Here is a 24,902-nt window from a genome sequence, read left to right on the forward strand (position 1 = left end):
ACGGCACCAGACCAACAACAACCGGCACCACCGCACCACCGCACCACCGCACCACCGCACCACCGCACCGAATGAGGGTGGCCAGGCGCGCCCGCTCACACAAGCGGGCTGAGCCGGAAAAGCCGACCGACCTCGCGGAGCTGGGCTGTCGGTGCTGTGGCTCGCGCAACGCGCAGCGACCGGGCGAGGCGCATCGGCACGGCAGCACTCCACCCGGCGCGCCCAAACCACCCGCTCGCCCAATCCATTCGCTCGCCCAAACCACACAGGTCGCCCAAACCACACAGGTCGAGCACAGAAGCGGTGCCGTTGGCCAGGCCGACCGACCGCGCGGGGCCTGGGCTGTCCGTGCTGCGCTTTGCGCGACGCCAAGCGCAGCAGATCGGCGAGGCGCAGGGGCACGGCAGTGCCCCAGTCGGCGCACCCGAAACCGCCTGCTGGCCGAAAACCACGCTGCCCGAGCACAGAAGCGGTGCCGTCGGCCAGGCCGACCAACCGCCTGAGACTGGGCTGCCGATGCCGCGGCTCACGCAGTGGCAAGCACGGCAGGTCAGCAAGGCTCATAGGTGCCGCAGCGCCCCGCCCGCCCGAAACCACTTGCTCGTCCAAACCACACAGCCCGAGCGCAGAAGCCGCACCGTTGACTAGGCTGGCCGTCCGCGTCGACGTCGAGGTCGTGGAGGCCGCAGGCTGCTATGGCAGGCACACCCGCACACAACGACTCCGGTTATCTCGGTTCAGCAGGCGGGACCTCGTGCCATGTGGTGCGCACGAACCGTCCGTGGAAATCCGGTATCGACTCCATCGCGGTCTCCGTCGGCAGCGGGCTCGGCAGCCTCGGTTATGTCGTCCGGGACCAGTTTCCGGACGCGGGCTGGGACTCGGTCGACTACGACGCGATCGTCCCGGAGCGGCCGGTCGTGCTGAATCTCGGCGGAACCAGCCGGGATTCGCTCCGGTTCGCCGTGCTCGTGACGCCGCATGAAGGCGGTGCTTCCGGCCCGCCGACCTTCCCCGCGATCGCCGCGGCCACCGGAGCGGGTATCCGGTACGCAGCGAGCACGAACTCGATCGCGTTCGGGTTGCCGCTGCTCGGCACTGGCAACCTCGGGCTCGGCGACGACGAAGTCGCCGCGGTGGTGATTCCGGCGGCGGTCAAGGCTCTCCAGGACACCAGCGGGTTGCGCACTCTCGTCTTCATTTGCAACTCCGAGGAGACGGAGAACGCGATCCGCGCGGCCTGGGGACGGCCGGGAGTCCCGAGATTCTCCGCGGTCGAACTGGCCGGCGGCGTCTCGAACGACCTGGTCGATCCGACGCTCGGCATCCCGCTCGAACGCGACCGGCTCGGCGTCGCGCCCTACGTGTCGATGCTGGCGACGGTGATCGCCGACCGGAGCACTCTGCCGCCGCTGTCGGTCGGGGTGTTCGGGGAGTGGGGAGCGGGCAAGAGTTACTTCATGGGGCTGATGCGGGCCGAGGTGGGCAGGCTCGCGGGGTCGGGCAATCCGGCTTACTGCGGCGAGATCGTCCAGATCGGGTTCAACGCCTGGCATTACGCGGATCGCAATCTCTGGGCCAGCCTCGGCGACGAAATCTTCCGGCAGCTCGCCGGTCCGGGCCCGAATGCGCAGCAGCGGCGGGACCAGCTGCGCGAGGAGCTGGTCCAACGGCTCGATCAGGTCACCGAACTCGAGGACGCGAAGCGTCAGGCGCGGGCGACTGCCGCGAAACTCCAAGCGGATGTCGACAAAGCCGCGCTGAACCGCAAGGACGCCGCGAGAGTCCTGATCCGGGCGTTGGGCGGCAGCCGGGAAGTGTGGCAGCGCCTCGGGATTCAGGACGAGGCCGAGCAGGGGGCGCTGCTCGTCGAGCAGCTGCGCGGCACGTTGTCCGAGGCCGAGGCGTTGCGCAGGTCGCCGAAGGGGCGCTGGGGCAAAACCGCGCTGGTCGTGTCCGTGGTCATCCTGCTCGTCGGGTTCTTCGCCGCCGCGATCGTGCCGGTGGCGCGGGAATGGCTGGCCGGGATCGGCGTCGGGTTCGCCGCGGCGGCGGGCACCGGGGTCGCGTTGCTGAGCCGGGCCCGGTCGGGATTTCGGGAGTTGCGCGAACTCAGCGAGGATCTCCGCCGCGGCATCGACCGGCGCGCGAGCAGGATGGTCTCGCCCGAGGTCGCCCGGATGCTCGAGGAGCTTCGGCGGGCGGAGACCGATCAGCGGGTCGCCGAGGCGCAACTGGAAGAAGTGGTGGCCAGGGTCGGCGAACTCGGCCGGGAGCTGACCGAGCTGACGCCGGGCCGCAATCTTTACGCTTTTCTGGCCGATCGCGCGCACGGCGATTCCTACCGGCGCGACCTCGGGCTGATCTCGACCATCCGGAAGGATTTCGAGCAGCTGGTCGAGCTCATGGACGATTGGCGCGCGCACCCCGATTCGGGCGGCACTCCGATCGACCGGATCGTGCTGTACATCGACGACCTCGACCGGTGCAGCGCGCGTCAGGTGGTCGAGGTGCTGGAGGCGGTGCATCTGCTGCTCGCCCTGGAGTTGTTCGTGGTGGTGGTCGGCGTCGACCCGCGGTGGCTGACCCGGTCGCTGCACAGCCGCTACGACGGGATGCTCGACGATTCCCCGGAAGCGGGCAGGCTCGCTTCGCCGGAGGACTATCTCGGGAAGATCATCAACCTGCCGTTCGTGCTGCCGACGATGTCCGAGGGAAGCCTGCGCCGGCTGCTGCGGTCGCTGACCGACGACCGGCTGCTGGAGCCGGCCGGAGAGGAACGGCCGCGGACACAGCAGATTCCTTCCCCGGCCAGGACGCTGCCTGACCTGGCTCCGGACATCGAGGAAGGGTCCGAAGTAGACAGTCAGAGCCGTCCGGAGCGCGCCGCGGATCCGCCGCGTCCGCTCACGCCCGCGGAGATCGATCTGCTGTCCGAACTGGACGTGCTGATCAGCACCCCGCGCGAGGCGAAGCGGCTCTTCAACCTGTACCGGATGATTCGTGCGACCCGGGATCTGTCCGCTGCGTCGCATTTCCTCGGCGACGAGACCGAACCCGGTGACTACCAAGCGGTCGTGGCGCTGCTCGGTCTGCTCACCGCGCCGGGGCTCGTACTCGAAAAGGCACTGGACACGCTGCCCGATCCGGACCGGGCGATCACCGGCGGCCTCGTCCACCGTCCGCCGGATGCCGCCTGGGCCGGGTTCGTAGCCGATTGCGCACCGCGGCGACACGGCGAGGTCTGGCGGAACCCGGTCGCGGGAACGCTGTGCGACAACGAATTGCGGGACTGGCGTCAACTGCATCGCGGCCTTGCCCACGTGTCGGCCACGCTGCGCATCGACACGCTTTCCCGGTTCCAGCACTGGGTTCCGGCGGTCCGCCGGTTCTCCTACGTGCTCTCCCCCGCGGAATAGAGCCGCGACCCGCCCGGGAGGCCGCCCGGTTCGCGTCCGGACGGCCTCCTGCCGAGCAGCGGTCACTTTCGGTTGTACAACCGCATTGTCAGCGTCCCGAACACCGCGGTCAGTGCGGCCGACGCGATCACCGTCCACGTGATGGCGCCGCCGTCCCAGGCTCCGGACATCATCGAGCGGACCGCGGTCACCAAGTGGCTGATCGGGTTCGCCGAGACGACGCCCTGGAGCCAGCCGGGCATGGTGGACGGGTCGACGTAGATGTTGCTGAGGAACGTCAACGGCATGATCACCATCATGCTGACGCCCATCACCGATTTCTCGGACCGCAGCAGCAGCCCGAACATCGTCCACACCCACGACAGCCCGAACGAGAACACGAGCAGCAGCAGGACTCCCGCGGCCACGCCGCCGACGCCGCCGTCCGGACGGAAGCCCAGGATCAGGCCGACGACCATGATCACCACGGACGCGATCAGGTACCGCAGCACGTCGCCGAGGAGATAGCCGACCATCGGGGCGGGCCGCCAGATCGGGAGCGTGCGGAAGCGGTCGAACACGCCCTTCTCGATGTCGGTGTTGACCGCGACGCCGGTGTACATCGTGATCATCACGACGCTCGACGCGAGGATGCCCGGCAGGAAGAACTGCAGGTACTGCGTGGGCGAACCGGCCAGCGCGCCGCCGAACAGGTACGTGAACATCAACGTCATCATGATCGGGAACGCGGTGACGTCGAACAGTTGCTCGGGCACGTGCTTGATCTTCAGCACCGCGCGCCAGCCGAAGGAGAACGAGGCGGACAGCGCGCTCGGCCGCGGCGGCCGTTCGGTGGAGAGCAGGACCGCGGCCAGGTCGTCCGGTTTCGGGGCCGCGAGGTCGAGATCGGGTTCCTTGACGGTGGTCACGCCGCCTCCTCGGTGGCTGTGCGGTCGGTGAGAGCCAGGAAAACCTCGTCGAGGCTGGGCTGGCCGAGCGAGAACGTGTCGACGGTGACGCCTGCCTTCGCGAGTTCCGCGAGAGCTCGCGACGCGCGATCGGCGGCGGCTTCGTGCGCGTCCGACGACAGCCGCGCGGTGATCGCGACCGGGTCGGGATCCAGCTGCACGGTGGCGGACAGCGCGCGTTCCAGCACTTCGGCGGCGGTCGCACACTGGTCAGCGTCTCGCAGTCGCAGGTGGACGGCGCCGACACCGACCGAGGCCTTCAGCTCGCCCTTCGTGCCCTCGGCGATGACGCGGCCGTGGTCGATGACCGCGATCCGCGACGCCAGCTGGTCGGCCTCGTCGAGGTACTGCGTGGTGAGCAGGACGGTGGTGCCCTGCGCGACGATCGCACGGACGATGTCCCACACCTGATTGCGGCTGCGCGGGTCGAGCCCGGTGGTCGGCTCGTCGAGGAACAGCAGGTCCGGCGTGTTGAGGATGCTCGCGGCGATGTCGAGCCTGCGGCGCATGCCGCCGGAGTAGTTCTTCACCTGCCGGCGCGCGGCGTCGGTGAGCCCGAACGCGGCGAGCAGTTGCGCCGCCCGATCGCGCGCCGCGCCGGTGCGATGCCCCAGCAATTTGCCCAGCAGCACCAGATTCTCTTGCCCGGTCAGGTCTTCGTCGACCGAGGCGTACTGGCCGGTGAGGCTCACCCGGCTGCGCACGGCGTCCGCCTCGCGCACCACGTCGTGGCCGAACACCCGTGCTTCGCCGCCGTCCGGGCGGGACAGCGTGGCGAGCATCCGGACGGTGGTGGTTTTGCCCGCGCCGTTGGGCCCGAGGACGCCGTACACGGTTCCGGCGGGCACCACGAGGTCGACCCCGTCGACCGCACGGGTCTCGCCGAACACTTTGACGAGCCCGGAAGTCTCGATCGCCGGTTCCCCGGCAGCGTTGCTCATGTTCTTGTCCTTCCCCTCAGTTCTTCATCCGCGATACGGCCGCGCGCGGCGGCCGTCGCGCAGCGCGAGGCCCCACCAGATCAGTTCGTCCAGGAGAGCAGAGGCCGCGTGGCCTGCGGATTCGCCGTGCGGACCCGCGCCGGGGTCGCCGCATTCGTGCTCGAGCAGGTCGAGACACACCGAATCCCGCACCGTCGCCGTGTGCAGTTCGGTGAAGACATCCCGGAGGTGCTCCACCGCGTAGCGGCCGCCCGCGCGGTAGCCGTAGGAGACGAAGCCGACCGGTTTGGCCCGCCATTCCTCGTACGCGCAGTCGATCGCCTGTTTCAGCGACGCCGGGAAGCTGCGGTTGTACTCGGGCGTGACCACCACATACGCCTCGGCCGCCGCGATCCGCTTCGCGAACCCGGCCATGCCGGCCGTCGGCTCGGCCGGCAACCGGGCCGGGATCGCGAACGTCGCGAGGTCGAGCACGTCGAGCGCCACCCCGCCGTGCCCGGCGGCCCGCTCGACGAACCATCGTCCGATCTCGCCGCCGACCCGGCCCTCCCGGGTGCTGGCGACGAGCACGGCTACCCGCAGCTCCTCGTCCACACTTCTTGGGCGCCAGATCGGTGCGCGGTGCTGCCAGGTTGGATCTAGCGGGTGTTTTGGCTGGTCAGGGGGATGGCCGGGGAGCGGGTGGCGGCTGCGGAGGGCGGAGGGGGCAGGAGAGCTAGCCGCGGTCTGGCGCGGCTGGTGGCCGGACTGCGTGGTCGACGGCGGGCACGGAACCCTCGGAACGCGGAGGGAAGTTCGCCGGGCCGCGGGGCGAGTAGGAGCGGGCGACGGCGGCCGGGGGAAACGGCAGCAGGGGCGCGAGACGCAAGCTGGCACGGCTAGCAGCCGGGCAGTTCGGCGGGCAGGCGCTGGCACGCTAGGGATTCAGGCGCCACCGCGGCCGGTTGCGGGGCGAAGAGGCGCGGATCCGGCGACGAGTCGCGCGGCGAAAGACGGCAGCACCGACGCGGGGAAGAACACCGCGGGCTGGGAACGTCCGGCGGGAAATCGATACGGCTCGGCGAAGGGGAGAGTCTGGGTTGATCGGCTCGATTACTGCCGAAGGACGGGCAAGTTCGCTGAATTCACCGACGCCAGCAGGAATTCCGCATGGGTGCCGGCCGACCAGGCGCCCGCCCGCGAACTGGTGGCCCGTGCGGAGGCCACCGCGGCCCGCGAACGGCTGCTAGCCCGCCGCGGTTGGCGAATGCGATAGGCCACCGCGCCGGGCGAACGCAGTGGGCGAACATGCCTACCACAGCAGCTGGCGAACACGACAGGTCATCGCAGCAAGCAAACACGGCACGCGAACAGCTGCTAGCCCACCACGGCTAGCGAACCCAGCCAACAAACCCCCCTGTCAAGTTGGTACCCGTGACCGGCGAAGCGCAGAAACGACCCCGCCGGTCACGGAGGCTCACTCCCGCAGTGCCAAAGCCACCGCGCCCAGCAGCGAAGCGTCCTGGTCGAACCGCGCGGGCACCAGTTCCGGCGGGAACGGCACCGCGGCCGCCAATCGTTCTCGTAAAGCCGGGAGCAGCACATCGGCCGACCGAACCAACCCGCCGCCCACCGCGATCCGCGAGGGGTCGAAGGCGATCGCCAGGTTGGCCACGTGCATGGAGAGCTCGTCCAGCGCCGAAGCGACCAGTTCCTTGGCGTCGGTATTTTCCCGCGCCAGGGCGAACAACTCCCCCGCCGTGACCGGGCGGCCGAGCAACGCGGTTGCCCGCGTGCCCAGCCACCGGCCTCCGACGGCTTCTTCCAGCGGCGCCGCTCCGCTGGCGAACCCGTCGGCGTCTTGGGGGGTGCGCAGGTTGTACCCGATCTCCCCGGCCGCCCCGTTCGCGCCGGTCAGCAGGCGGCCGCCGACCAGGACCGCGGCGGCGATTCCGGTGCCAAGGGAGAGGAAGACCGCGGGGTCGGCTCCCTTCAACGTGCCCCAGGTCCATTCCGCCAGTGCCGCGGCTTTGGCGTCGGTGCCGACGGCGACCGGAACCTCGGGGAAGGCCGCTGACACCAGTTCGGCCAGACGGAGTTCTTCCCAGCCGGGCACGTTCGGGGCCAGCAGGATCCGGTCCGGCAGCACGATTCCCGGGCTGACCACGCCGATCGCGGCCAGCGGGGAACCGGAAACCAGCTCTTCAGCCGCCGCCAGGGCCCGCGTGACCACCTGTTCGGCGCCTGCTTCGGCGTCGGTGTCCAGGCGTCGGGTCGCCCGCAGCGTGCCGGTCCGGTCGGACAGACCCAGCGCCACTTTCGTGCCGCCGAAGTCGATGCCCAGGATCAGGTCTTCCGATGTCACTCGCGGGTCCCCTCGATGACCGGCGGGACAGCTCCCTGGCTGTCCCGGTGCGGACCGGCGGGCGCCACGACCCTGCCGGTGTTGAACCCGTCGACGCTGACGGTCGGGGCCGCGCCGTGGAGGTCGGCGGCCCGGTAGCGGACGGTCAGCGTCTGCGACTGGCCCGGCCACAACGTGATGTCGTTGTCGTCCCAGGTCGCGGCCGGCAGCTGCGACCCGTCGGTGGAGCGGCGCAAGTCGGCGCGCAGGAAGAAGCTGACCGCGGAGGTCTTCGACCTGTTGGCGACCGTGACCGTCGTCGCGGTGTCCGTGCCGTCCGGGCCGCGCGACGGGCGGGTCGACGCGGTCACGCCGACCTGCGACTTCGGCAGATCGCGCAGGGCGGTCAGATCGCTGTACTGGCTCATCGTCGCCTGCGGGTTCTGCAGCGTCTTCGCCCAGTCGACGACGTCCTTCTGCGTCGACATCCAGTAGACGTTCCGGTCCACGACCTTCCCCGCCTGGCGCACCTGCAACTCGACGAAATACACCTGCGCCTTCGCGGGCGCCTTCGTCTCCGCCGGGACCTTCGGCTTCAGCAAACCGGTCGCGACGCCCTGGCTGTCCAGCGAAACCGCCGGAGCGGTCTGGTCGTCGAGGACCTTGCCCGCAGTATCGTACACCTTGGCCTGCACGGAAATCCCGTTCTGCCGCGCGGCGCCAAGGTTGGACAGCGCGACCGTGCCAGTGTCATAGGTGTACAGCGCGTGCAGCGGCTTGTTCGCTTTCTGCGCACCGAAATACGCGCCCGGCTGGTCGCCGTCGTTGTTGTACAGCGCCCACAGCAGCGTGGGCCAGCCCTTGTTCAGCTGCCAGTACACCACCCCGGTCGACGGGTTTTTCTTGTCGTTGGCGTGCGCGAGGAACGCCTCGAACTGGGAACGGGTGTTCTCGTAGTTCGCGATCTGCGCGGACTCCACATAGGACTCCAGCGAATCCCATTTCCCGTACCGGCGGAGGATCGACTCGTCCAAGGTGTACAGCGTGCCGAACTTGTAGCCGCCGTGCCCGGATTCGTAATTCGCGTGGTACTGGTTGTACCCCGGGTCCTGCCACAGCTTCGCCTGCTCCTCCGGCGACAGGAACCGCCGGAGCGAATCCAGTGTCGGCACGGTGTGCCCGGCGCTCTGTTCGCTCGCGAAACCCCACGCGCCGCCCGCGTTCGTGCGGCTCGGGTCGGTCTTGTCGAAGGTCGACGAGTCGTACCAATACGTCGGCGGGACCCAGTCGTACGGGCCTTCCTTCTCCCCCGACGGGCCGAGCGTCTTCGTGCTCTTGTACTCCGCCGACGCGATCACCGGCACGTCCCAGTCGGCCGCCTTGAACGCGCTCAGCGTCTCGGTTTCCTGCCGCGGGATCGGTTCGTTGTCGCTCCAGCCGTAGGTGATCACGCTGGGATGGCTGCGTTCGGCCTGCGCGATCGAATACGCGGAATCGTGCATGATCCGGTAGTCGCGGTCGGTCAGTTTCTCCGGATGTTCCGGCTGCCAGGCGTCGCAGCAGAGGAATCCGCCGAGCACCAGCAGTCCGGCGCGGTCGGCCTGTTCGTAGAAGTCCGCGGGCATGTCGTGGCCCTCGAGCCGGACGCCGGACAGGCCCATGTTCTTGATCAGCGCGAGCTGATGGGCGATGTCGGCCTTGTCGTAGCGCAGGAACAGGTCCGGCGCGAAACCGCCGCCGCGGAACACGAAGTCGCGGCCGTTGATCGCGAACTTCCGCGCGCCGTCCGGCAGCGCCGGGGATTTGCCGATCAGCTTCGACGTCACCGTCCGGATCCCGAACGTCTCCGAAGACGACGTCGACACCACGCCGCCCTGCGAAACTGTCGTGCCCAGGGTGTACAACGGCTGTGCACCCATCGAGTACGGCCACCACACCTGAGGCTTGACGATCTTCAACTGCGGGAACTTCGCCGGCGTGAACGTCACGGTTTGCTTGGTGTGCGCGGGAATCGTGACGTTCTGCCGCACCACGATCGGCCGGTCGCGCCCCGGCGGCGTGACGGTCGCGGTGACCTCGCCGGTCTGCGGCGTGCCCGCGTCATTGGCGACGTCGACCTTCGCGGTCAGCGAGGACGTCGACAGATCCGCCGCGTTGTCCTGCACGACGTGCGCGTTGTCGCCGCTCAGCGCGTCCGACAGTTGAAGCGTGGGCGGGAACTGCAGGCCGGTGTTGTTGTCCGGCACGATCTGCGCCCAGTCGGCCTGATCGAGCGTGTACATCGAATTCGGGTCGTTCGGGTACATCTTGACCGCGAGCGTGTTCCGGCCCGGCCGCAGGAGTTTCGTGACGTCGAAGGTGTGGCCCGCGTACGCGCCGCTCACCACGTCCTTGCCCGCGACGAGCGTGCCGTTCAGCCACACGTCGCCCTCGCCGACGACGCCGGGGATGGTCAGCTTCGCGTTCTTGCCCGGCCGGAAACCGGGGTTGAACTCGGTGCGGAACCACCACGGGTCCTTGAACTGCTTCGTCACGACCGGTCCGCGCTTCGACTGGTAGCCGAAGCATTTGCGCATGTTGTCCGAGTAGAAGACGTCCGCGCACTTGCCGTTTTGCACCAGCGCGTTGATCTCGGTGCCCGGCGCGCCCGCGTCGTCCGGCTTCACCTTCAGCCAGCCGCGCGTCGGGTAACCGGGCTTCGACACCGCGGTGCCGTCGTCCTTGACCTGCGCGGTCGTCAGGACCTGCCAGCCGTCGAGGCCGATCGCCGACCGGCCTTGCGGACGGGACGCCGCGGTTTCCGGCTGCTGCGCGGAATCAGCAGCAGAAGCAGTCACGCCCGTCACCACGCCGGGAACGAGGACCAGTGCGGTGATCCCGGCGATCAGCGGTTTCCTCACGACTCCGCCCCCGCCGGTTGAGAGGCGAACGCCTCGCGGATTTCCTTGGGACCGAACGGCCACACCTTTTCCTTCGAGGCATAGACCGCGAACGCGATAAGGCCCAGGACGATCCAGGCCGCCGTCAGCCACTTCGACAGCGGCGTAGCGGAATAGAAAACGTAAACCCACCCGAGGCACGCGATGATCGTCGGCACCGGATACAGCACCTGCCGGTATGGCCGCTTGAGGTGCGGCTGACGGCGGCGCAGCACGACGATCGCCGCGACCTGCGCCAGCGACTGGATGATCACCAGCACGGTAACGGCCGCGTTGATCACGTCAGTCAAGGTGAACAGCGAACCGATCGCGGTGATGACGCCCATCGCGAGCACGCCCGCGGTCGGGAGGTTCAGCTTCGGGTGCAATTTGCCGAACACCGGCAGGAAAACCTTGTCCCGCGCGGCTTCGAACGGCACGCGCGACCCGCCGAGCAGGCCCGCGAACACCGAACCGACCGCCGCGATCACGATGAAGACGGTGACGATCTTCGCGGTCACCGAACCCCACGCCTGCTCCAGCACCGACGACGCGACGGACGTCGCGTTCTTGAGCTCCTCCAGCGGGGTCGAGCCGAGAACGCCGACCTGCAGCAGGAAGTAGAGCGTCATGATGCCGAGGATCGAGAAGATGATCGAGCGCGGGAGCGTGCGGCCCGGGTTGCGGACCTCGCCGCCGAGGTACGCGCTGGTGTTGTAGCCGAGGTAGTCGTAGACGGCGATGACGAGGCCCGCGCCGAGGCCGGACCAGAACGAGCCGCCCCAGCTGAAGGCCCCCGGGGTGAAGTCGAACGCTTGGTGCGCGTCGAAGTGCGAGAAGGCCGCGATGATCACCGCGAAGACGGCGAACAGCATGACCAGGAACAGCGCGGTGGTGAGCTTGCTGATCTGGCCGATCCGGCGGAACAGCGCGAGCACGATCAGCACGACGAGGCCGATGCCGATGACCTTGCCCAGCGGGGTGACGCCGCCCGCGTCGGTCACGCCCGGCACCAGGTAGCCCAGGTACTGGACCAGCCCGATGATGCCGGTGGACATGATGAGCGGGATGAACAGCACCGCGCTCCAGGCGAACAGGAACGGCATCAGCCGCCCGGAGCGGTACTGGAACGCTTCGCGCAGGTAGATGTAGGTGCCGCCGGCCCCGGGCAGCGCCGCGCCCAGTTCGGCCCACACCAGCCCGTCGGCGAGCGCGATGATCGCGCCGATGATCCAGCCGAACATCGCCTGCGGGCCGCCCATGGTCGCGACCATCGCGGGGATGGTGACGAACGGGCCGATCCCGCACATCTGCGTCATGTTGATCGCGGTCGCCTGCAGCGGCCCGATCCGGCGTTCGAGACCGTTCCCCGGAAGGGTCGCGGAGTCCCCCGGGCGGGTGGGTGAGCTCACGTCGTGCCTCCATCCAATAGTTAGTAAAGCTTCTTAACATAAGATGAACGGGGTGCGGAAGAGCTGCGTCCGGAAAGTTGCCGAAACCGGTGCGGGAGTGGGAGAAGGGGACGGTGGGGCGCGGGCCCGGCGGACGAAGCGCGTCCGGGCGCGGGCGGGCGGTTCCGCCGGATGGCGCCGCTGACCGGGAGCCTTGCGACGAAGCGGCGGAAAACCGGCTGACGGGCGGACCTCGCGGCTGCCAGACTGCTTCCCGTCGTCCGCCGATCCGGGAGCGTTCGCGTGATGTCCCAGCCCGTCTTGCACACCGAACGCATCCGGCTGGTGCCGTTGTCCGCCGGACATCTCGAGCATCTGGTCGAACTCTCCGCGGACCCGGAGGTGATGCGGTACCTGGCCGGCGTGCAGACCCCGGAGCAGTCAGCGGACGAGCTTCGGCGAACCCTCGCGTACGCCGGCAGCGGGATCGGGTGCTGGGTTGGCTTCGTCGACGCCGCTTTCGCCGGTTTCTGGTCCCTGCGGCCGGGTGAATCCGCGGGAGAGGCCGAATTGGGCTACCGGATGCTTCGCGAGTACTGGCGCAAGGGACTCGGCAAGGAGGGGGCGCGGGAGATGCTCCGGCACGGGTTCCGCGACGTCGGGCTCGACCGCATCTACGCGAGGACGGCGGCGCTCAACAAGGCCTCGCAGGCGACGATGGCCGCGATCGGGCTCCGGCACGTCCGGGACTTCGTCGCCGACCCCGAGTACTTCGCCCCCGGCGACGACTTGCACGCGGTGGAGTACGCCGTCGGCCGCGACGAGTGGCTGGCCCGGAGCTAGCGTGTCCCAACCGATCCTGCGCACCGAACGCCTCCGGCTGGTCCCGTTGTCCGCCGGGCATCTCGAGCACGAGGCCGAGCTTTCCGCCGACCCGGAGGTGATGCGGTACCTGGGCGGCGTGCGGACCCGGGAGCAATCGGCTGAAGCGCTTCGGAAACTGCTCGCGGACACCCGCCTCGGCCTCGGCTGCTGGGCCGGGTTCCTCGAAGCCGGTTTCGCCGGTTACTGGGCTCTGCGCCCCGGCGAGACTCCGGGAGAGGCCGAGCTGGGATACCGGCTGCTCCGCAAGCACTGGCGCAAAGGACTCGCCAAGGAAGGCTCGTTCGAACTGCTCCGGTACGGCTTCCGGGACGTCGGCCTGGACCGGATCTTCGCCGGGACCGCGACGGGCAACAAAGCCTCCCAGGCGGTGATGGCCGCCATCGGCCTCCGGCACATCCGCGACTTCGTCTCCGACGACCCCGGCTACTTCGCTCCGGGCGACGACCGGCACGCCGTCGAGTACGCCCTCGACCGCGCCGAGTGGCTGGCCCGGGACTAGCGTTCACTCCGGCGCGCCGCGGAGGCGGATGGCACGCCGCCCCGGCGACCCCATATCGTTGCGCGGGCAGCCGTCCGGAGGTGGAACCCGAACCGTGCCCGACTACTACGCGGTACTCGGCGTGGGGAAAACCGCGTCCCCCACGGAGATCAAGGCCGCCTACCGCCGGCTGGCCAAGACGCTGCACCCGGACGCGGGCGGCACGGTCGGCACCTTCCAGCTGTTGCGCGAGGCCTACGACACCCTCGCCGACCCCAACGAACGCGCCCGCTACGACGCCGGCGTCCCGGCCGCCTCGGTGCCCAAACCGCGGCCGCGGCGGCGGTTCGGCGAGCAGCCCGGCTACCGCCCGGAAGCGCCGGACATCGATCCGGAAAACCTGGAGTGGTGGTCGTTCGCCGCGGCCGACCCGCGGATGCGGCACGGACGGCGGCGCGGGCCGGGGCACACGGCGGTGGTCGCGGCGGTCGCCGGCACGGTGCTGGTGCTGTTGCCGCTGCTCGCCGGGATCGACTTCACGCCGCCGGTGCTGATCGTCTGGCTCGCGCTCACCGCGGGCACCGCGCTGCTCGTGCACCGGCTGGCCCGCGGCTTCCTGTCCGCGCGCCGCGCCCGGCACGAGTTCGCGGAGGAATTCGGCGCCACCGCGGTGTTCGGCTCCCCCGGCGCCGAGGCCGACGAACTGGCCGAACAGCTCACCGCGGACCTGCTGGAACGCTATCTGACCCGGTTGCCCGGCGCGCGCATCTTCCACGGTCTCGCGTGGCCCGGTTCGGTCTTCGCCGACGTCGACCACGCGGTGCTGTGCGGGAAACGCCTGGTGCTGGTCGAATCGAAGCTCTGGCTGCCCGGGCACTACGAAACCGCCGAGGACGGACGGCTGCTGCGCAACGGCCGCCCGTTCCGCGGCGGCGGCAGCCAGCTGGAAGAAAGCCTGGAGCGCTACCGCGAACTGCTGCCCGGCGTCGCGCTGCGCGGCGCGATGATCGTGTACCCGAGCCGTGACGGCGAGGTCACCACCGCCGAAGCGGACGGCGAACCCGGTCCGCCGATGACGCCGGAGCAGTTCCTGCACGAAATCGGCGGCTGGCTGTCCGCCGAACCGTCCACTGTGGACCACAACGCGCTGCGCACGGTGCGCGCGCAGGTCACCGGGTCGGGCCGGGCGGCCTGACTCACCGGGGACATATCCGGCACGTGTCACGCTGAGTACATGACGACCGTGTCCGCAGACCGCCGCCCCGTCCTGCTCGCGCTGGCCGGGATCGCCGCGCTCGCTCTCGGCGCCGTGCTGATGCTGCTGTTGCAGGTGGTGCCGCCCACCGACGAGATCAGCGCGACCCGGCGGACCATCAGCGAATACGGGCTGTCGGACCGCAAATGGGTGTTCGACCTGGCAGTCGTGCTGGTCGCGGCCGGTTCGGCGGTCGCGTTCGCCGTGCTGCGGCTGCAACGACGGCTGCCGGTCCTCGCGGCCGTGCTCGGAGCGTTCTGGACGGCCGGGCTGCTGGTCATCGTCGCCTTCCCGAAGACCGACTGGACCAACGCGGCGGCGACCGGCGCAGGCGGCACGCTGCACCGGATCGCCAGCGTCGTCGCCTTCGTCTGCCTTCCGCTCGCTGTGCTCGTCTCGGCGCGCACGGCCTTTCCGGACTCCCCGCGCCGCCGGTTCCTCGCCCGCGCGCTCGCCGTCGCGTCGCTCGCCTGGTTCGCGGTGATCCTGGGCGCGGTCGCCGTCGCCGCGCTGACCGACCAGCGCTGGTGGCTGCTGATTCCGCTGGGTCTTGTTGAACGCGGGATGGCGCTTACTGAACTCGTCGCGCTGGCCGCGCTAGCCGCCCCCGCACGAGCATCCGGACAGTGAGCACCGCGCCGACAGCCAATGCGCTCAATACATAGGCGTTGCCGAACACGGTCTCGACCGGATTCCACGACAGCTCCCGATGCCCGCCCTCGGGAACCACAGCCAGCGCGGTCCCGCTGAAAACCGCTCCGGCGCACATCAGGGCGGCCCGCCTGCCGGAAAGCAAACCGATCAGCGGTACTGCCCAAATCCAGTGGTGCGTCCACGAAAGCGGGCTCACCAGCAGTCCGCACCCCGCCGTCACGAGCAGCGCGGCTCGCGGATCGCCACGCCGATGGAACTCGCGGACCAGCAACGCACCCGCCAGCAGGCACAGCGCCGCGAACGCCGCGTACCAGCCGAGCGAGGTCGCGCCGAGCCTCGCGAACATGCCGTGCAGGGACTGGTCGAGTACCCAGTCGACGGTTCCGGCGTTGCGGTTGTCCAGCATCGCCGATGTCCAGTACCGGATCGAGTCTCCCGGCAGGATCAGCGCCCCGGCCGCGCTCGCCCCGAGGAAGGTCGCCAGCGCGCGCCAGGCTTCGGCGCGGCGGCCGGTCAGGAACAGGTACGGGACGAAAATCAGCGGGGTCAGCTTCACCGCGGCCGCGAGTCCGATCAGCACCCCGGCGGATCTGCGGTTGCGGACCGGCAGCGCATCCAGCACCACCATGGCCATCAGCACGCCATTGATCTGGCCCAGCGAGATCATCCGCCACACGGGTTCCAGCACCGGCAGGAGACAGAGCGTCAGCAGCGGTCGTTCGCAGGCGAACCGGCGCGTCACCGACCAGAGCGCGAGCACCGAGCCGACCGCGAGCAGCAACCACGCGAAATGCCCCGGAAGCACAGCCAGCGGCAGGAACAGCAACGCCGCACTCGGCGGGTACGTGAAAGGCAGTTCCAGCGCGGACTTCGGGTCGAGCGCGAGCAAGGGTTCGTAGAGCGGCTGTCCGCGCAGCACAGCCAGCGCACCGGCGCGATACACCGCGCTGTCCACTCCGAGCGGTGCGCCGCCGAGCCAGCGGACGACGGCGACCCCGGTCAGCGCGGCGATCGCCGCCGCCAGCCCGAGGAGAATCTTTTTCTCTTGGCGCACAAGGGAAAGCTAGGGAGACCGGGGACTCGGAATCGTCGGTCCGCGGAGCGGTCTTCGGCTGCTCCCCCGGTAGCGTCCCTCGCGGCGAGTGCTACCGGCGTATCACTGGCCCGGCACCACGAACTTCGCTTCGTAGGCCAGCACCACGGCTTGTGCGCGGTCGCGGACCCCGAGCTTGCCCAGCACCCGGCTGACGTGCGTCTTGGCGGTTTGCTCGGCGATCACCAGCTGCGCGGCGATGTCCGCGTTGGACAGTCCGCGCGCGATCAGCCGCAGCACCTCGAGTTCGCGCGCGGTCAGTTCGGACAGCCTGCCGACGTTCTGCGTCGGCGGCCGCGTCCCGGCGAACCCCTCGATCACCCGGCGGGTGACCGCTGGCGCGAACAGCGCGTTGCCCGCCGCCACCATCCGGACCGCGACGACCAGATCGTCGAGCGGGGAGTCCTTCAGCAGGAACCCGCTGGCTCCGGCACTGAGCGCTCCGTAGACGTACTCGTCCGCGTCGAACGTGGTCAGCACGAGCACTCGCGGCCCGGCGTCCCGTCCGTCGCCGAGGACGAGCCGGGTGGCGGCCAGCCCGTCGAGGCCCGGCATCCGGATGTCCATCAGGACCAGGTCCGGGCGCAGCGCGCGGCACGCGGCCACCGCCTCGGTCCCGGTGGCCGCCTCGCCGATCACCTCGATGTCCGGCTGTGCGTCCAGCACCGCGCGAAAGCTCTGCCGGACCATGGTCTGGTCGTCGGCGATCACCACCGTCACCGCCATGGCTTTCCCCCTAGTCCAGCGGAACGGTCACGACGACGGCGAACCCGCCGCCGTCCCGTCGTCCCGCGGAAAACGTACCGCCGAGCGCCGCCGCGCGTTCCCGCATCCCGAGCAGTCCGTGTTTCTCCCGGCCCGCCGTGTCCTCCGGAGCGCTCGCGACGGCACCGGTGTCCTGCACGACGAGCCGCAGCTGTCCCGGACCCACGTGCACGACCACCTCGACCGGCGCGCCGGGAGCGTGCCGCACCGCGTTGCTGAGCCCTTCCTGGACGATCCGGTACGCCGACAGCCCGACGCCCTCAGGCAGCCCGCGGTAATCGCCGCGCAGCTCGAACCGCACGTCGGTGCCCGCCGCGCGGACGCGTTCCACCAGCTGTTCGATCTGGCCCGCTCCGGGCTGGGGCTCGGTCTCCTGGCCGGCTTGCCCGGCGCGCAGCAGGCCGAGCAGCCTGCGCATTTCGGTCATCCCGTTGCGGGCGGTGTCCTGGATCGACCGGAACTCCTCGCGCAACCCGTCGTCGAGGCCGGGGAACCGGTAGCGCGCCGAGTCCGCGCGCATGGCCAGCACCGACATGTGGTGCGCGACCACGTCGTGCAGTTCGCGGGCGATCCGGGCCCGTTCCTCCAGCACCGCCCGGCGGGTGGACTCCGCCTCCAGTTCGCGTTCGGCGCCGCGCAGCCGCGAAACCAGCCAGCCGAACGCCAGCGGCGCCGCGAGCAGCACGGAGATCACGACCAGCTCGCCCCGCACGTTCGCCAGCAGGGCGCTGACCCCGGTGGAGATCAGCCAGACCCACGCCAGCACGCCCGGCCGGTGGTTGCGGCCGACCGCGGCGAGCACGGGGATCGCCGCCAGCGCGAACCCCTCGGTCCACGGCCAGCCGAACCGGGCGTGGATCCCGTACAGCTGGTCCGCGCAGCCCACGACGACGATCAGCACCCGCCAGGCCCACAGCGGACGCACCAGGGCGAGCCCGACCGCGAACATGGTCAGCGCGGCCGCCAGCACCCGCAGACCCTCGTTCGCGCGGTCGGCGGGAAAGAACGCGAGCACTCCGGCGACGACCGCCGCGAGCCCGGTCAGCGCCTGGTGCGTGCGGCCGGGCGCGACCGCCGGACCGCCGCCGCCGGCGACTGCCTCCCCCAGCGCACGACCCGCCGCGGCGAGCGGCGCGCTCGTGATCTTCATCGGCGGCGACACTACTCGCCGGCCCCGACATTCCGGCCGCACGCGGCGAACCGCACGTCCGAGGTCTCGCGAAATTCTCGTACTAAGCGTACGCTTAGCGCCGCTGCCGAACGCTTTCTCGACGATGAGGAGATCCCCGTGACCGCTTCCCGTGTGGCCATCGTGACCGGCGCAGGCCGCGGCATCGGCGCCGCCGTAGCCCGCCGCCTCGCCTCCGACGGGTTCGCCGTCGGCCTGCTGGACCTCGACGAGGCCGGGGTGAAACAGGGCGCGGAGGCGATCGCCGCCGACGGCGGCCGCGCGGTCGGCGTCGCGCTGGACGTCAGCGACGCCGAGCAGGTCGAGGCCGCGGTGACCCGCGTGGCCGAGGAACTCGGCGCGCCGACCGTGCTGATCAACAACGCCGGCATCACCCGCGACAACCTGCTGTTCAAGATGACCGAACAGGACTGGGACTCGGTGCTCAACGTGCACCTGCGCGGTTCGTTCCTGATGACCCGCGCCGTGCAGAAGTACCAGACGCAGGAGAAGTGGGGCCGGATCGTCAACCTGTCCAGCACGTCGGCGCTGGGCAACCGCGGGCAGGTCAACTACTCCGCGGCCAAGGCCGGCATGCAGGGCTTCACCAAGACGCTGGCGATCGAACTGGGCAAGTTCGGCGTCACCGCCAACGCGATCGCGCCCGGGTTCATCGCCACCGACATGACCGCGGCGACCGCCGAGCGCGTCGGCATGAGCTTCGAGGACTTCAAGGCCGCGGCCGCCTCGCAGATCCCGGTGCAGCGCGTCGGCACGCCCGAGGACATCGCGAACGTCGCGTCCTTCCTGGTCAGCGAGGGCGCGGGATTCGTGTCCGGCCAGGTCATCTACGTCGCCGGCGGACCGAAGGACTGATCTCGATGCGCGTGTTCTCCGATGTCGCCGAACTCGCCGAAGCAGTGGGCGGGCCACTGGGCACGAGCGAATGGCACACCGTCTCCCAGGAGCAGGTGCAACTGTTCGCCGACGCCACCGGCGACCACCAGTGGATCCACCTCGACCAGGAAAAAGCGGCCGCGGGCCCGTTCGGCGCCACGATCGCGCACGGGTTCCTCACGCTGTCGCTGATCCCGGCGTTCCTGCCGGAGATCTACCGGGTCGACGGCCTGAAGATGGGCATCAACTACGGCCTCAACAAGGTCCGGTTCCCGCAGCCGGTGAAGGTGGGTTCGCGGGTGCGCGGGACCGCCGAACTGGTCGAGCTGACCGACGTGCCCGGCGGCAAGCAGGCCGTGGTGCGCTGGACTGTGGAAATCGAGGGCGAGGACAAACCCGCCTGTGTCGCCGAGATGGTTTCCCGGCTCATCCTCTGACCGTCCGCCCGCGCCCCAATGTGGCATTGGGTGCATCTGACGCACCCAATGTGGCATTCGGTGCGTCTCACGCACCCAATGCGGCATTGGGGCGACCGCCGACCTCGCACGAACTGGAGTCCTTCCGATGACCGAAACCGACCCGCCCGGCCTCGATCTGGCGAGGCTGCGCGCCCATCTCGACCGCGAGCGGCCCGGGCTCGTCTCCGGAGCCCTCGCCGCGGACGTGGTGCAGGGCGGGCGGTCCAACCTCACCTATCTCGTCTCCGACGGCACGCAGCGCTGGGTCGTGCGCCGTCCGCCGCTCGGCCACGTCCTGCCGACCGCGCACGACATGCGCCGCGAGTTCCGCGTGATGAGCGGCCTGGCCGGAACCCCGGTTCCGGTGCCGGAAACCGTTCTGCTGTGCGAGGACGCGGACGTGCTCGGCGCGCAGTTCTACGTGATGCAGTTCGTCGAGGGCACGCCGTACCGCACCGCCGAGGAGCTGGAGCAGCTCGGCCCGCAGCGGACGCGGGCGATCGCCGATTCGCTGGTGGACACGCTCGTCGACCTGCACGCGGTCGATCCGGAAGCGGTCGGGCTCGGCGATTTCGGCCGTCCGGAAGGGTTTCTGGAACGCCAGCTGCGCCGGTGGAAGAAGCAGCTCGACGGTTCGCGCAGCCGCGACCTGCCCGGCGCGGACCGGTTGCACGACCAGCTCGCCGCCGCGATCCCGGTGTCCGGCCCGCCCGCCATCGTGCACGGCGACTACCGGCTGGACAACGTGCTCGTCGACGGCGAGGACCGGATCACCGCGGTGCTGGACTGGGAGATGTCCACCCTCGGCGACCCGCTCACCGACCTCGGCCTGATGATCACCTACGCGCAGCGGGACCAGCTGTCACTGCCGATGGTGTCCAACGCCAGCAGCGCGCCCGGCTATCCGGACACCGACGAGACGATCGCCCGCTACGCGCAGCGTTCCGGCCGCGATCTGTCGGCGCTGAACTGGTACGTGAGCTTCGCGTACTTCAAGCTCGCGGTGATCCTCGAAGGCATCTACTTCCGTTTCCAGCAAGGCAAAACCGTCGGCGAGGGCTTCGACCAGATCGGCGCCGCGGTCGCCCCGCTGATCGAACAGGGCAGCAAGACGCTCACCAAGGAGAACTGATGGACTTCGCGTTCGACGCCCGTACCGAGGAACTGCGCGGGCAGCTGCTCGAATTCATGGATTCGCACGTCTACCCCGCCGAGGCGGTCTTCCACGAGCAGCTGGCAAAGCGCACCGATCCGTGGTCGCCGCCTCCGATCGTCGACGAGCTGAAGGCGGAGGCGCGCAAGCGCGGTCTGTGGAACTTCTTCCTGCCCGGCGACCACGGCGCGGGGCTGACCAACCTCCAGTACGCGCCGCTGGCCGAGATCACCGGCCGCAGCCCGCATCTCGCGCCCGCCGCGGTGAACTGCGCCGCGCCGGACACCGGGAACATGGAAGTGCTGACCATGTTCGGCAGCGAGCAGCAGAAGAAGCAGTGGCTGGAACCGTTGCTGGCCGGGGAGATCCGCTCCGCGTTCGCGATGACCGAACCCGAGGTGGCCTCTTCGGACGCGCGCAACATCGCGACCAGCATCCGGCGCGAGGGCGACGAGTACGTCATCAACGGGCGCAAGTGGTACATCACCGGCGCGATGAACCCGAACTGCCAGATCTTCATCGTCATGGGAAAGACCGATCCGGACGCGCCCGCGCACAAGCAGCAGAGCATGATCCTGGTCCCGCGCGACACCCCGGGGCTGACCGTCGTGCGCGGCATGCAGGTGTTCGGCTACACCGACGGCGACCACGGCGGGCACGCCGAGGTGCTGTTCGAGAACGTGCGGGTGCCCGCGGAAAACCTCATCGCCGACGAGGGGTCCGGGTTCGCCATCGCGCAGGCCCGCCTCGGCCCCGGCCGCATCCACCACTGCATGCGCGCGATCGGCATGGCGGAGCGCGCGCTGGAGGCGATGTGCCGCCGCACGCTGTCGCGCGAGACGTTCGGGCGTCCGATCGCCGATTCCGGCGTGGTGCAGGACTGGATCGCCGAGGCGCGGGTGCGGATCGAACAGCAGCGGCTGCTGGTGCTGAAGACCGCGTGGCTGATGGACACCGTCGGCAACCAGGGCGCGCACACCGAGATCCAGGCGATCAAGATCTCCACCCCGCTGGCCGTCGAATGGATCCTGGACAAGGCGATCCAGGCGCACGGCGCGGGCGGCGTTTCGCAGGACTTCCCGCTGGCGGAGATCTGGGCCGGGGTGCGCACGCTGCGGCTCGCCGACGGCCCGGACGAGGTGCACAAGCGGTCGCTGGCACGGCGCGAGCTGAAGAAGTACCGGACGGAGGCGGGCAAGTGACCGCCGAGGAGCTGCGGGCGCAGGTCGCCGCTTTCCTTTCCGCGCATGATCCTTCCGAGATGTCCGCAGTGGACTTCCTGCGGGCTCGCTTCGACGTCGGGCTCGCCTGGGTGCACTTCCCTGAAGGCCTTGGCGGACAAGGCGCTCCGCGTGCGCTGCAGGGCGAGGTCGAGGCCGCTTTCGCCGCCGCGGGCGCACCGGACAACAACCCGCGCCGGATCCTGATCGGACTCGGCATGGCCGCGCCGACGATCCTCGCGTTCGGCACCGAGGAGCAGAAGAAGCGCTACCTCCGTCCGCTGTGGACCGGCGAGGAGGTGTGGTGCCAGCTGTTCAGCGAACCCGGCGCCGGCTCCGACCTCGCCGCGCTGGCCACCCGCGCGGTCCGCGACGGCGACGACTGGGTCGTGACCGGACAGAAGGTGTGGACGTCCAGCGCGCACCTCGCGCAGTGGGCCATCCTCGTCACCCGCACCGACCCGGACGTGCCGAAACACCAGGGCATGACGTACTTCCTGTGCGACATGACCGCACCCGGCGTCGAGGTCCGGCCGCTGCGGCAGATCACCGGCGAGGCGGAGTTCAACGAGGTCTTCCTCACTGAGGTGCGGATCCCGGACTCACAGCGGATCGGCGCGGTCGGCGAGGGCTGGAAGGTCGCGCAGACCACGCTGATGAACGAGCGCGTCGCGATCGGCGGCACCGCGATGCCGCGCGAGGGCGGCATGATCGGGCTGGTCGCGAAGACGTGGCGGGACCGTCCGGAGCTGCGCACGCCGGAACTGCGCGACCGGCTCGTGCAGCACTGGGTCGAGGCCGAATCGCTGCGGCTGGCCGGAGAACGGCAGCGGCAGCAGCTCGCGGTCGGCGCGCCCGGTCCGGAGGGTTCGGCGATGAAGGTGGCGTTCGCCGAGCTGAACCAGCAGCTGTCCGGCCTGGAGCTGGAACTGCTCGGGGAAGAGGGCCTGCGTTACGAGGACTGGACGATGCGCCGTCCGGAACAGGTCGACTTCTTCGGCCGCGACGCCGGGTACCGGTACTTGCGCGCCAAGGGGAACTCGATCGAGGGCGGCACCTCGGAGGTGCTGCGGAACATCATCTCCGAACGCGTGCTGGGGCTGCCGTCCGAGCCGCGGGTGGACAAGGACGTCGCCTGGAAGGACCTGCCGCGATGAGCACGCCGGACCTGCTGTACTCGGACGTGGAAGAGGATCTGCGGTCCTCGGTGCGGGCGCTGCTGACCGACCGGGCCGGGCCGACGGCGCTGCTGGCGCGGGTCGAAACGGACACGCCGTACGACCTTTCCCTGTGGAAGACCTTGGCCGCCGACCTCGGCGCGGCGGGCCTCATGGTGCCGGAATCCCTTGGCGGGCACGGGGCTTCGCCGCGCGAGGTCGCGGTCGTCATGGAGGAACTGGGCCGGAGCGTCGCGCCGGTGCCTTACTTGGGCAGTGCGGTGCTCGCTACCGCGGCTTTGCTGGCTGCCGGCTCGGATCTGCTTCCCCAGCTCGCTTCCGGCTCGGCGATCGGCGCTTTGGCGGTGCCTTTGTCGACCGCTCCGGGCGCTGCTTTTCCTTCGACTGTCGAGTTTCTCGACGGAACCCTGACCGGGCGAGTGTCCACAGTGGTCGATGCCTCGGCCGCCGATCTGCTGGTCGTTCCGGCTGTTGGCCCTGACGGCCCTGGCCTTTACGCCGTCGACGCTTCCGCGGCGACCGTGACCGAGGCCGTGTCGCTTGACCTGACGCGGCGGGTCGCCGATGTGACGCTGCATTCTGCTGCCGCGCAGGCGATTTGCACCGGTGCAGCTGCCGCCGATGCCTTGGACAGCGCCTTGACCACTGCGGCTGGGTTGCTGGCTTCGGAGCAGACCGGGATCACCGAGTGGGCGTTGACCGAGACTGTCACCTACCTGAAGGGGCGGTATCAGTTCGGCCGTCCGGTCGGGGGTTTTCAGTCGCTGAAGCACCGGTTGGCGAATCTGTACACGGAACTGGTCAACGCACGGGCCGCGGCCCGGTACGCGGCGGATGCGCTGGCGACGGGGAACGACGTGCCGATCGCGGTGTCCGTCGCGCAGGCCCGGGTGTCGCCGATCGCGGTGCACGCGGCGGAGGAAGCGATTCAGCTGCACGGCGGGATCGGGATGACCTGGGAACATCCGGCGCATCTTTACCTCAAGCGGGCCAAGAGCGACCAGATCGCTTTCGGCACGCCCGGACGGCATCGGGCCCGGCTGGCTGACCTGGTGGATCTGCCCGCCTGACGGTTTTTTGTCGGTGGACGGGGTTACCGTGCTCGCATGTCCGAGACCCCGGCTTGGGCCGATGAACGGCCGGCAATCCATCCCCCGGATCCGACGTGGGCGTCGCGGGGCTCCGCATTGCGCGCGGAGCTCGCGCGGCGGCTCGCGCCGTGGCTCGCCCGCGGGGAGGTAGAACACGTCGGCTCGACGGCGGTGCCCGGCTTGGCGGCCAAACCGGTGCTCGACGTGATGGCCTCGATGCGAGACCTGTCCCCGGAGACGGTCTCGGCGGTGGTTCCGGTGCTTTCCGCGGGCGGGTGGTGTTTCGTGCCGCCGGAGTTGGATGTCGCGGCGCCTTGGCGGCGGTTTTTCGTGCTGCCTGACGCGGAGGGGCGGCGTCGGGTGGCGCATCTGCATTTGCTGCCGGAAGGACATCCCAGGTGGCAGGCACAGCTCCGATTCCGGGACGCGCTGCGGGCGGATCCCGGGTTGGCCGAGGAATATGCCGAGGTGAAGCGGCGGCTGGCTGGGGAGGTGACGGACCGGGAGGAGTACACGGCGGGGAAGACGGAGTTCGTCCGGCGGGTTCTGGGCGGTTGACGGGTCGGCCGCCCGCCGCGGTCGCACCCCCGCCGCGCGAAGGGCCCCTGAGGGGAATCCGATTCCCTCAGGGGCCCCGCACGGACAGCTTGATCGCGACGGCGGCGACG

The 24,902-nt window shown here is 69.9% G+C and carries 21 protein-coding genes; 12 read left to right on the plus strand and 9 right to left on the minus strand.

Features of this window, described 5'->3' with window-relative positions:
• Positions 1-695: 695 nt before the first annotated feature.
• Positions 696-3,419, plus strand: a complete 2,724-nt coding sequence (locus H4281_RS42735) for a P-loop NTPase fold protein (RefSeq protein ID WP_182896555.1) — start codon at positions 696-698, stop codon at positions 3,417-3,419.
• A 62-nt stretch (positions 3,420-3,481) separates the two neighbouring features.
• Here H4281_RS42735 and H4281_RS42740 read toward each other — a convergent pair whose 3' ends face one another.
• From H4281_RS42740 to H4281_RS42765, 6 genes are all read right to left on the minus strand, one after another.
• Positions 3,482-4,327, minus strand: coding sequence for an ABC transporter permease (locus H4281_RS42740; protein ID WP_182896556.1), 846 nt, complete (start codon positions 4,325-4,327; stop codon positions 3,482-3,484).
• A complete protein-coding gene (locus H4281_RS42745) occupies positions 4,324-5,307 on the minus strand; it encodes an ATP-binding cassette domain-containing protein (RefSeq protein WP_182896557.1) in 984 nt (327 codons plus the stop codon). Before H4281_RS42745 ends, H4281_RS42740 begins: the two co-directional genes overlap by 4 nt.
• A 24-nt stretch (positions 5,308-5,331) precedes the next feature.
• Positions 5,332-5,901, minus strand: a complete 570-nt coding sequence (locus H4281_RS42750; RefSeq protein ID WP_182896558.1) for an NADPH-dependent FMN reductase — start codon at positions 5,899-5,901, stop codon at positions 5,332-5,334.
• An 862-nt stretch (positions 5,902-6,763) separates the two neighbouring features.
• Positions 6,764-7,651 (minus strand): ROK family protein, encoded by an 888-nt coding sequence (locus H4281_RS42755; RefSeq protein WP_182896559.1) that lies wholly within the window; start codon positions 7,649-7,651, stop codon positions 6,764-6,766.
• Positions 7,648-10,530, minus strand: a complete 2,883-nt coding sequence (locus H4281_RS42760; RefSeq protein ID WP_182896560.1) for a glycoside hydrolase family 2 protein — start codon at positions 10,528-10,530, stop codon at positions 7,648-7,650. The genes H4281_RS42755 and H4281_RS42760 overlap by 4 nt, the downstream gene beginning before the upstream one ends.
• Positions 10,527-11,960 carry an APC family permease gene (locus H4281_RS42765; protein ID WP_182896561.1) on the minus strand — a complete coding sequence of 478 codons (1,434 nt, stop codon included), beginning with the start codon at positions 11,958-11,960 and terminating at the stop codon, positions 10,527-10,529. Before H4281_RS42765 ends, H4281_RS42760 begins: the two co-directional genes overlap by 4 nt.
• A gap of 285 nt (positions 11,961-12,245) precedes the next feature.
• On the opposite strand from H4281_RS42765, the gene H4281_RS42770 reads away from it, so the two are divergent.
• The 4 genes from H4281_RS42770 to H4281_RS42785 all read left to right on the plus strand — a co-directional run bounded on the left by H4281_RS42770 (position 12,246) and on the right by H4281_RS42785 (position 15,187).
• Positions 12,246-12,782 (plus strand): GNAT family N-acetyltransferase, encoded by a 537-nt coding sequence (locus H4281_RS42770; RefSeq protein WP_220508700.1) that lies wholly within the window; start codon positions 12,246-12,248, stop codon positions 12,780-12,782.
• 1 nt (position 12,783) lies between these two features.
• Positions 12,784-13,323 (plus strand): GNAT family N-acetyltransferase, encoded by a 540-nt coding sequence (locus H4281_RS42775; RefSeq protein WP_182896563.1) that lies wholly within the window; start codon positions 12,784-12,786, stop codon positions 13,321-13,323.
• A 94-nt stretch (positions 13,324-13,417) separates the two neighbouring features.
• Complete coding sequence (locus H4281_RS42780) at positions 13,418-14,497, plus strand: J domain-containing protein (protein ID WP_182896564.1); 1,080 nt, start codon at positions 13,418-13,420, stop codon at positions 14,495-14,497.
• A gap of 39 nt (positions 14,498-14,536) precedes the next feature.
• Positions 14,537-15,187 (plus strand): DUF998 domain-containing protein, encoded by a 651-nt coding sequence (locus H4281_RS42785; RefSeq protein ID WP_182896565.1) that lies wholly within the window; start codon positions 14,537-14,539, stop codon positions 15,185-15,187.
• Here H4281_RS42785 and H4281_RS42790 read toward each other — a convergent pair.
• The 3 genes from H4281_RS42790 to H4281_RS42800 all read right to left on the minus strand — a co-directional run bounded on the left by H4281_RS42790 (position 15,129) and on the right by H4281_RS42800 (position 18,219).
• Positions 15,129-16,265: a glycosyltransferase 87 family protein gene (locus H4281_RS42790; RefSeq protein WP_182896566.1), complete on the minus strand. Its 1,137-nt coding sequence runs from the start codon at positions 16,263-16,265 to the stop codon at positions 15,129-15,131. The two genes, H4281_RS42785 and H4281_RS42790, sit on opposite strands and share 59 nt — an antisense overlap.
• A gap of 102 nt (positions 16,266-16,367) precedes the next feature.
• Positions 16,368-17,030, minus strand: a complete 663-nt coding sequence (locus H4281_RS42795) for a response regulator (protein ID WP_182896567.1) — start codon at positions 17,028-17,030, stop codon at positions 16,368-16,370.
• A 10-nt stretch (positions 17,031-17,040) separates the two neighbouring features.
• On the minus strand, positions 17,041-18,219 hold the full coding sequence (locus tag H4281_RS42800) for a sensor histidine kinase (RefSeq protein WP_182896568.1): 1,179 nt from the start codon (positions 18,217-18,219) through the stop codon (positions 17,041-17,043).
• Positions 18,220-18,357: 138 nt separating this feature from the next.
• On the opposite strand from H4281_RS42800, the gene fabG reads away from it, so the two are divergent.
• The 7 genes from fabG (at position 18,358) to H4281_RS42835 (ending at position 24,792) form a co-directional block, all read left to right on the plus strand.
• A complete protein-coding gene (fabG, locus tag H4281_RS42805) occupies positions 18,358-19,113 on the plus strand; it encodes a 3-oxoacyl-ACP reductase FabG (RefSeq protein ID WP_370648173.1) in 756 nt (251 codons plus the stop codon).
• A 5-nt stretch (positions 19,114-19,118) separates the two neighbouring features.
• Positions 19,119-19,571, plus strand: a complete 453-nt coding sequence (locus H4281_RS42810; RefSeq protein WP_182896569.1) for a MaoC family dehydratase — start codon at positions 19,119-19,121, stop codon at positions 19,569-19,571.
• A gap of 127 nt (positions 19,572-19,698) precedes the next feature.
• Positions 19,699-20,724 (plus strand): phosphotransferase family protein, encoded by a 1,026-nt coding sequence (locus H4281_RS42815; protein WP_182896570.1) that lies wholly within the window; start codon positions 19,699-19,701, stop codon positions 20,722-20,724.
• Positions 20,724-21,947: an acyl-CoA dehydrogenase family protein gene (locus tag H4281_RS42820; RefSeq protein WP_182896571.1), complete on the plus strand. Its 1,224-nt coding sequence runs from the start codon at positions 20,724-20,726 to the stop codon at positions 21,945-21,947. The genes H4281_RS42815 and H4281_RS42820 overlap by 1 nt, the downstream gene beginning before the upstream one ends.
• Complete coding sequence (locus H4281_RS42825; protein ID WP_182896572.1) at positions 21,944-23,122, plus strand: acyl-CoA dehydrogenase family protein; 1,179 nt, start codon at positions 21,944-21,946, stop codon at positions 23,120-23,122. The genes H4281_RS42820 and H4281_RS42825 overlap by 4 nt, the downstream gene beginning before the upstream one ends.
• Positions 23,119-24,213, plus strand: a complete 1,095-nt coding sequence (locus tag H4281_RS42830) for an acyl-CoA dehydrogenase family protein (RefSeq protein WP_182896573.1) — start codon at positions 23,119-23,121, stop codon at positions 24,211-24,213. The genes H4281_RS42825 and H4281_RS42830 overlap by 4 nt, the downstream gene beginning before the upstream one ends.
• Before the next feature lie 36 nt (positions 24,214-24,249).
• Positions 24,250-24,792 carry a GrpB family protein gene (locus H4281_RS42835; RefSeq protein WP_182896574.1) on the plus strand — a complete coding sequence of 181 codons (543 nt, stop codon included), beginning with the start codon at positions 24,250-24,252 and terminating at the stop codon, positions 24,790-24,792.
• Positions 24,793-24,902 lie beyond the last annotated feature (110 nt).

Source organism: Amycolatopsis dendrobii (assembly GCF_014145675.1).
Taxonomy (GTDB): domain Bacteria; phylum Actinomycetota; class Actinomycetes; order Mycobacteriales; family Pseudonocardiaceae; genus Amycolatopsis; species Amycolatopsis dendrobii.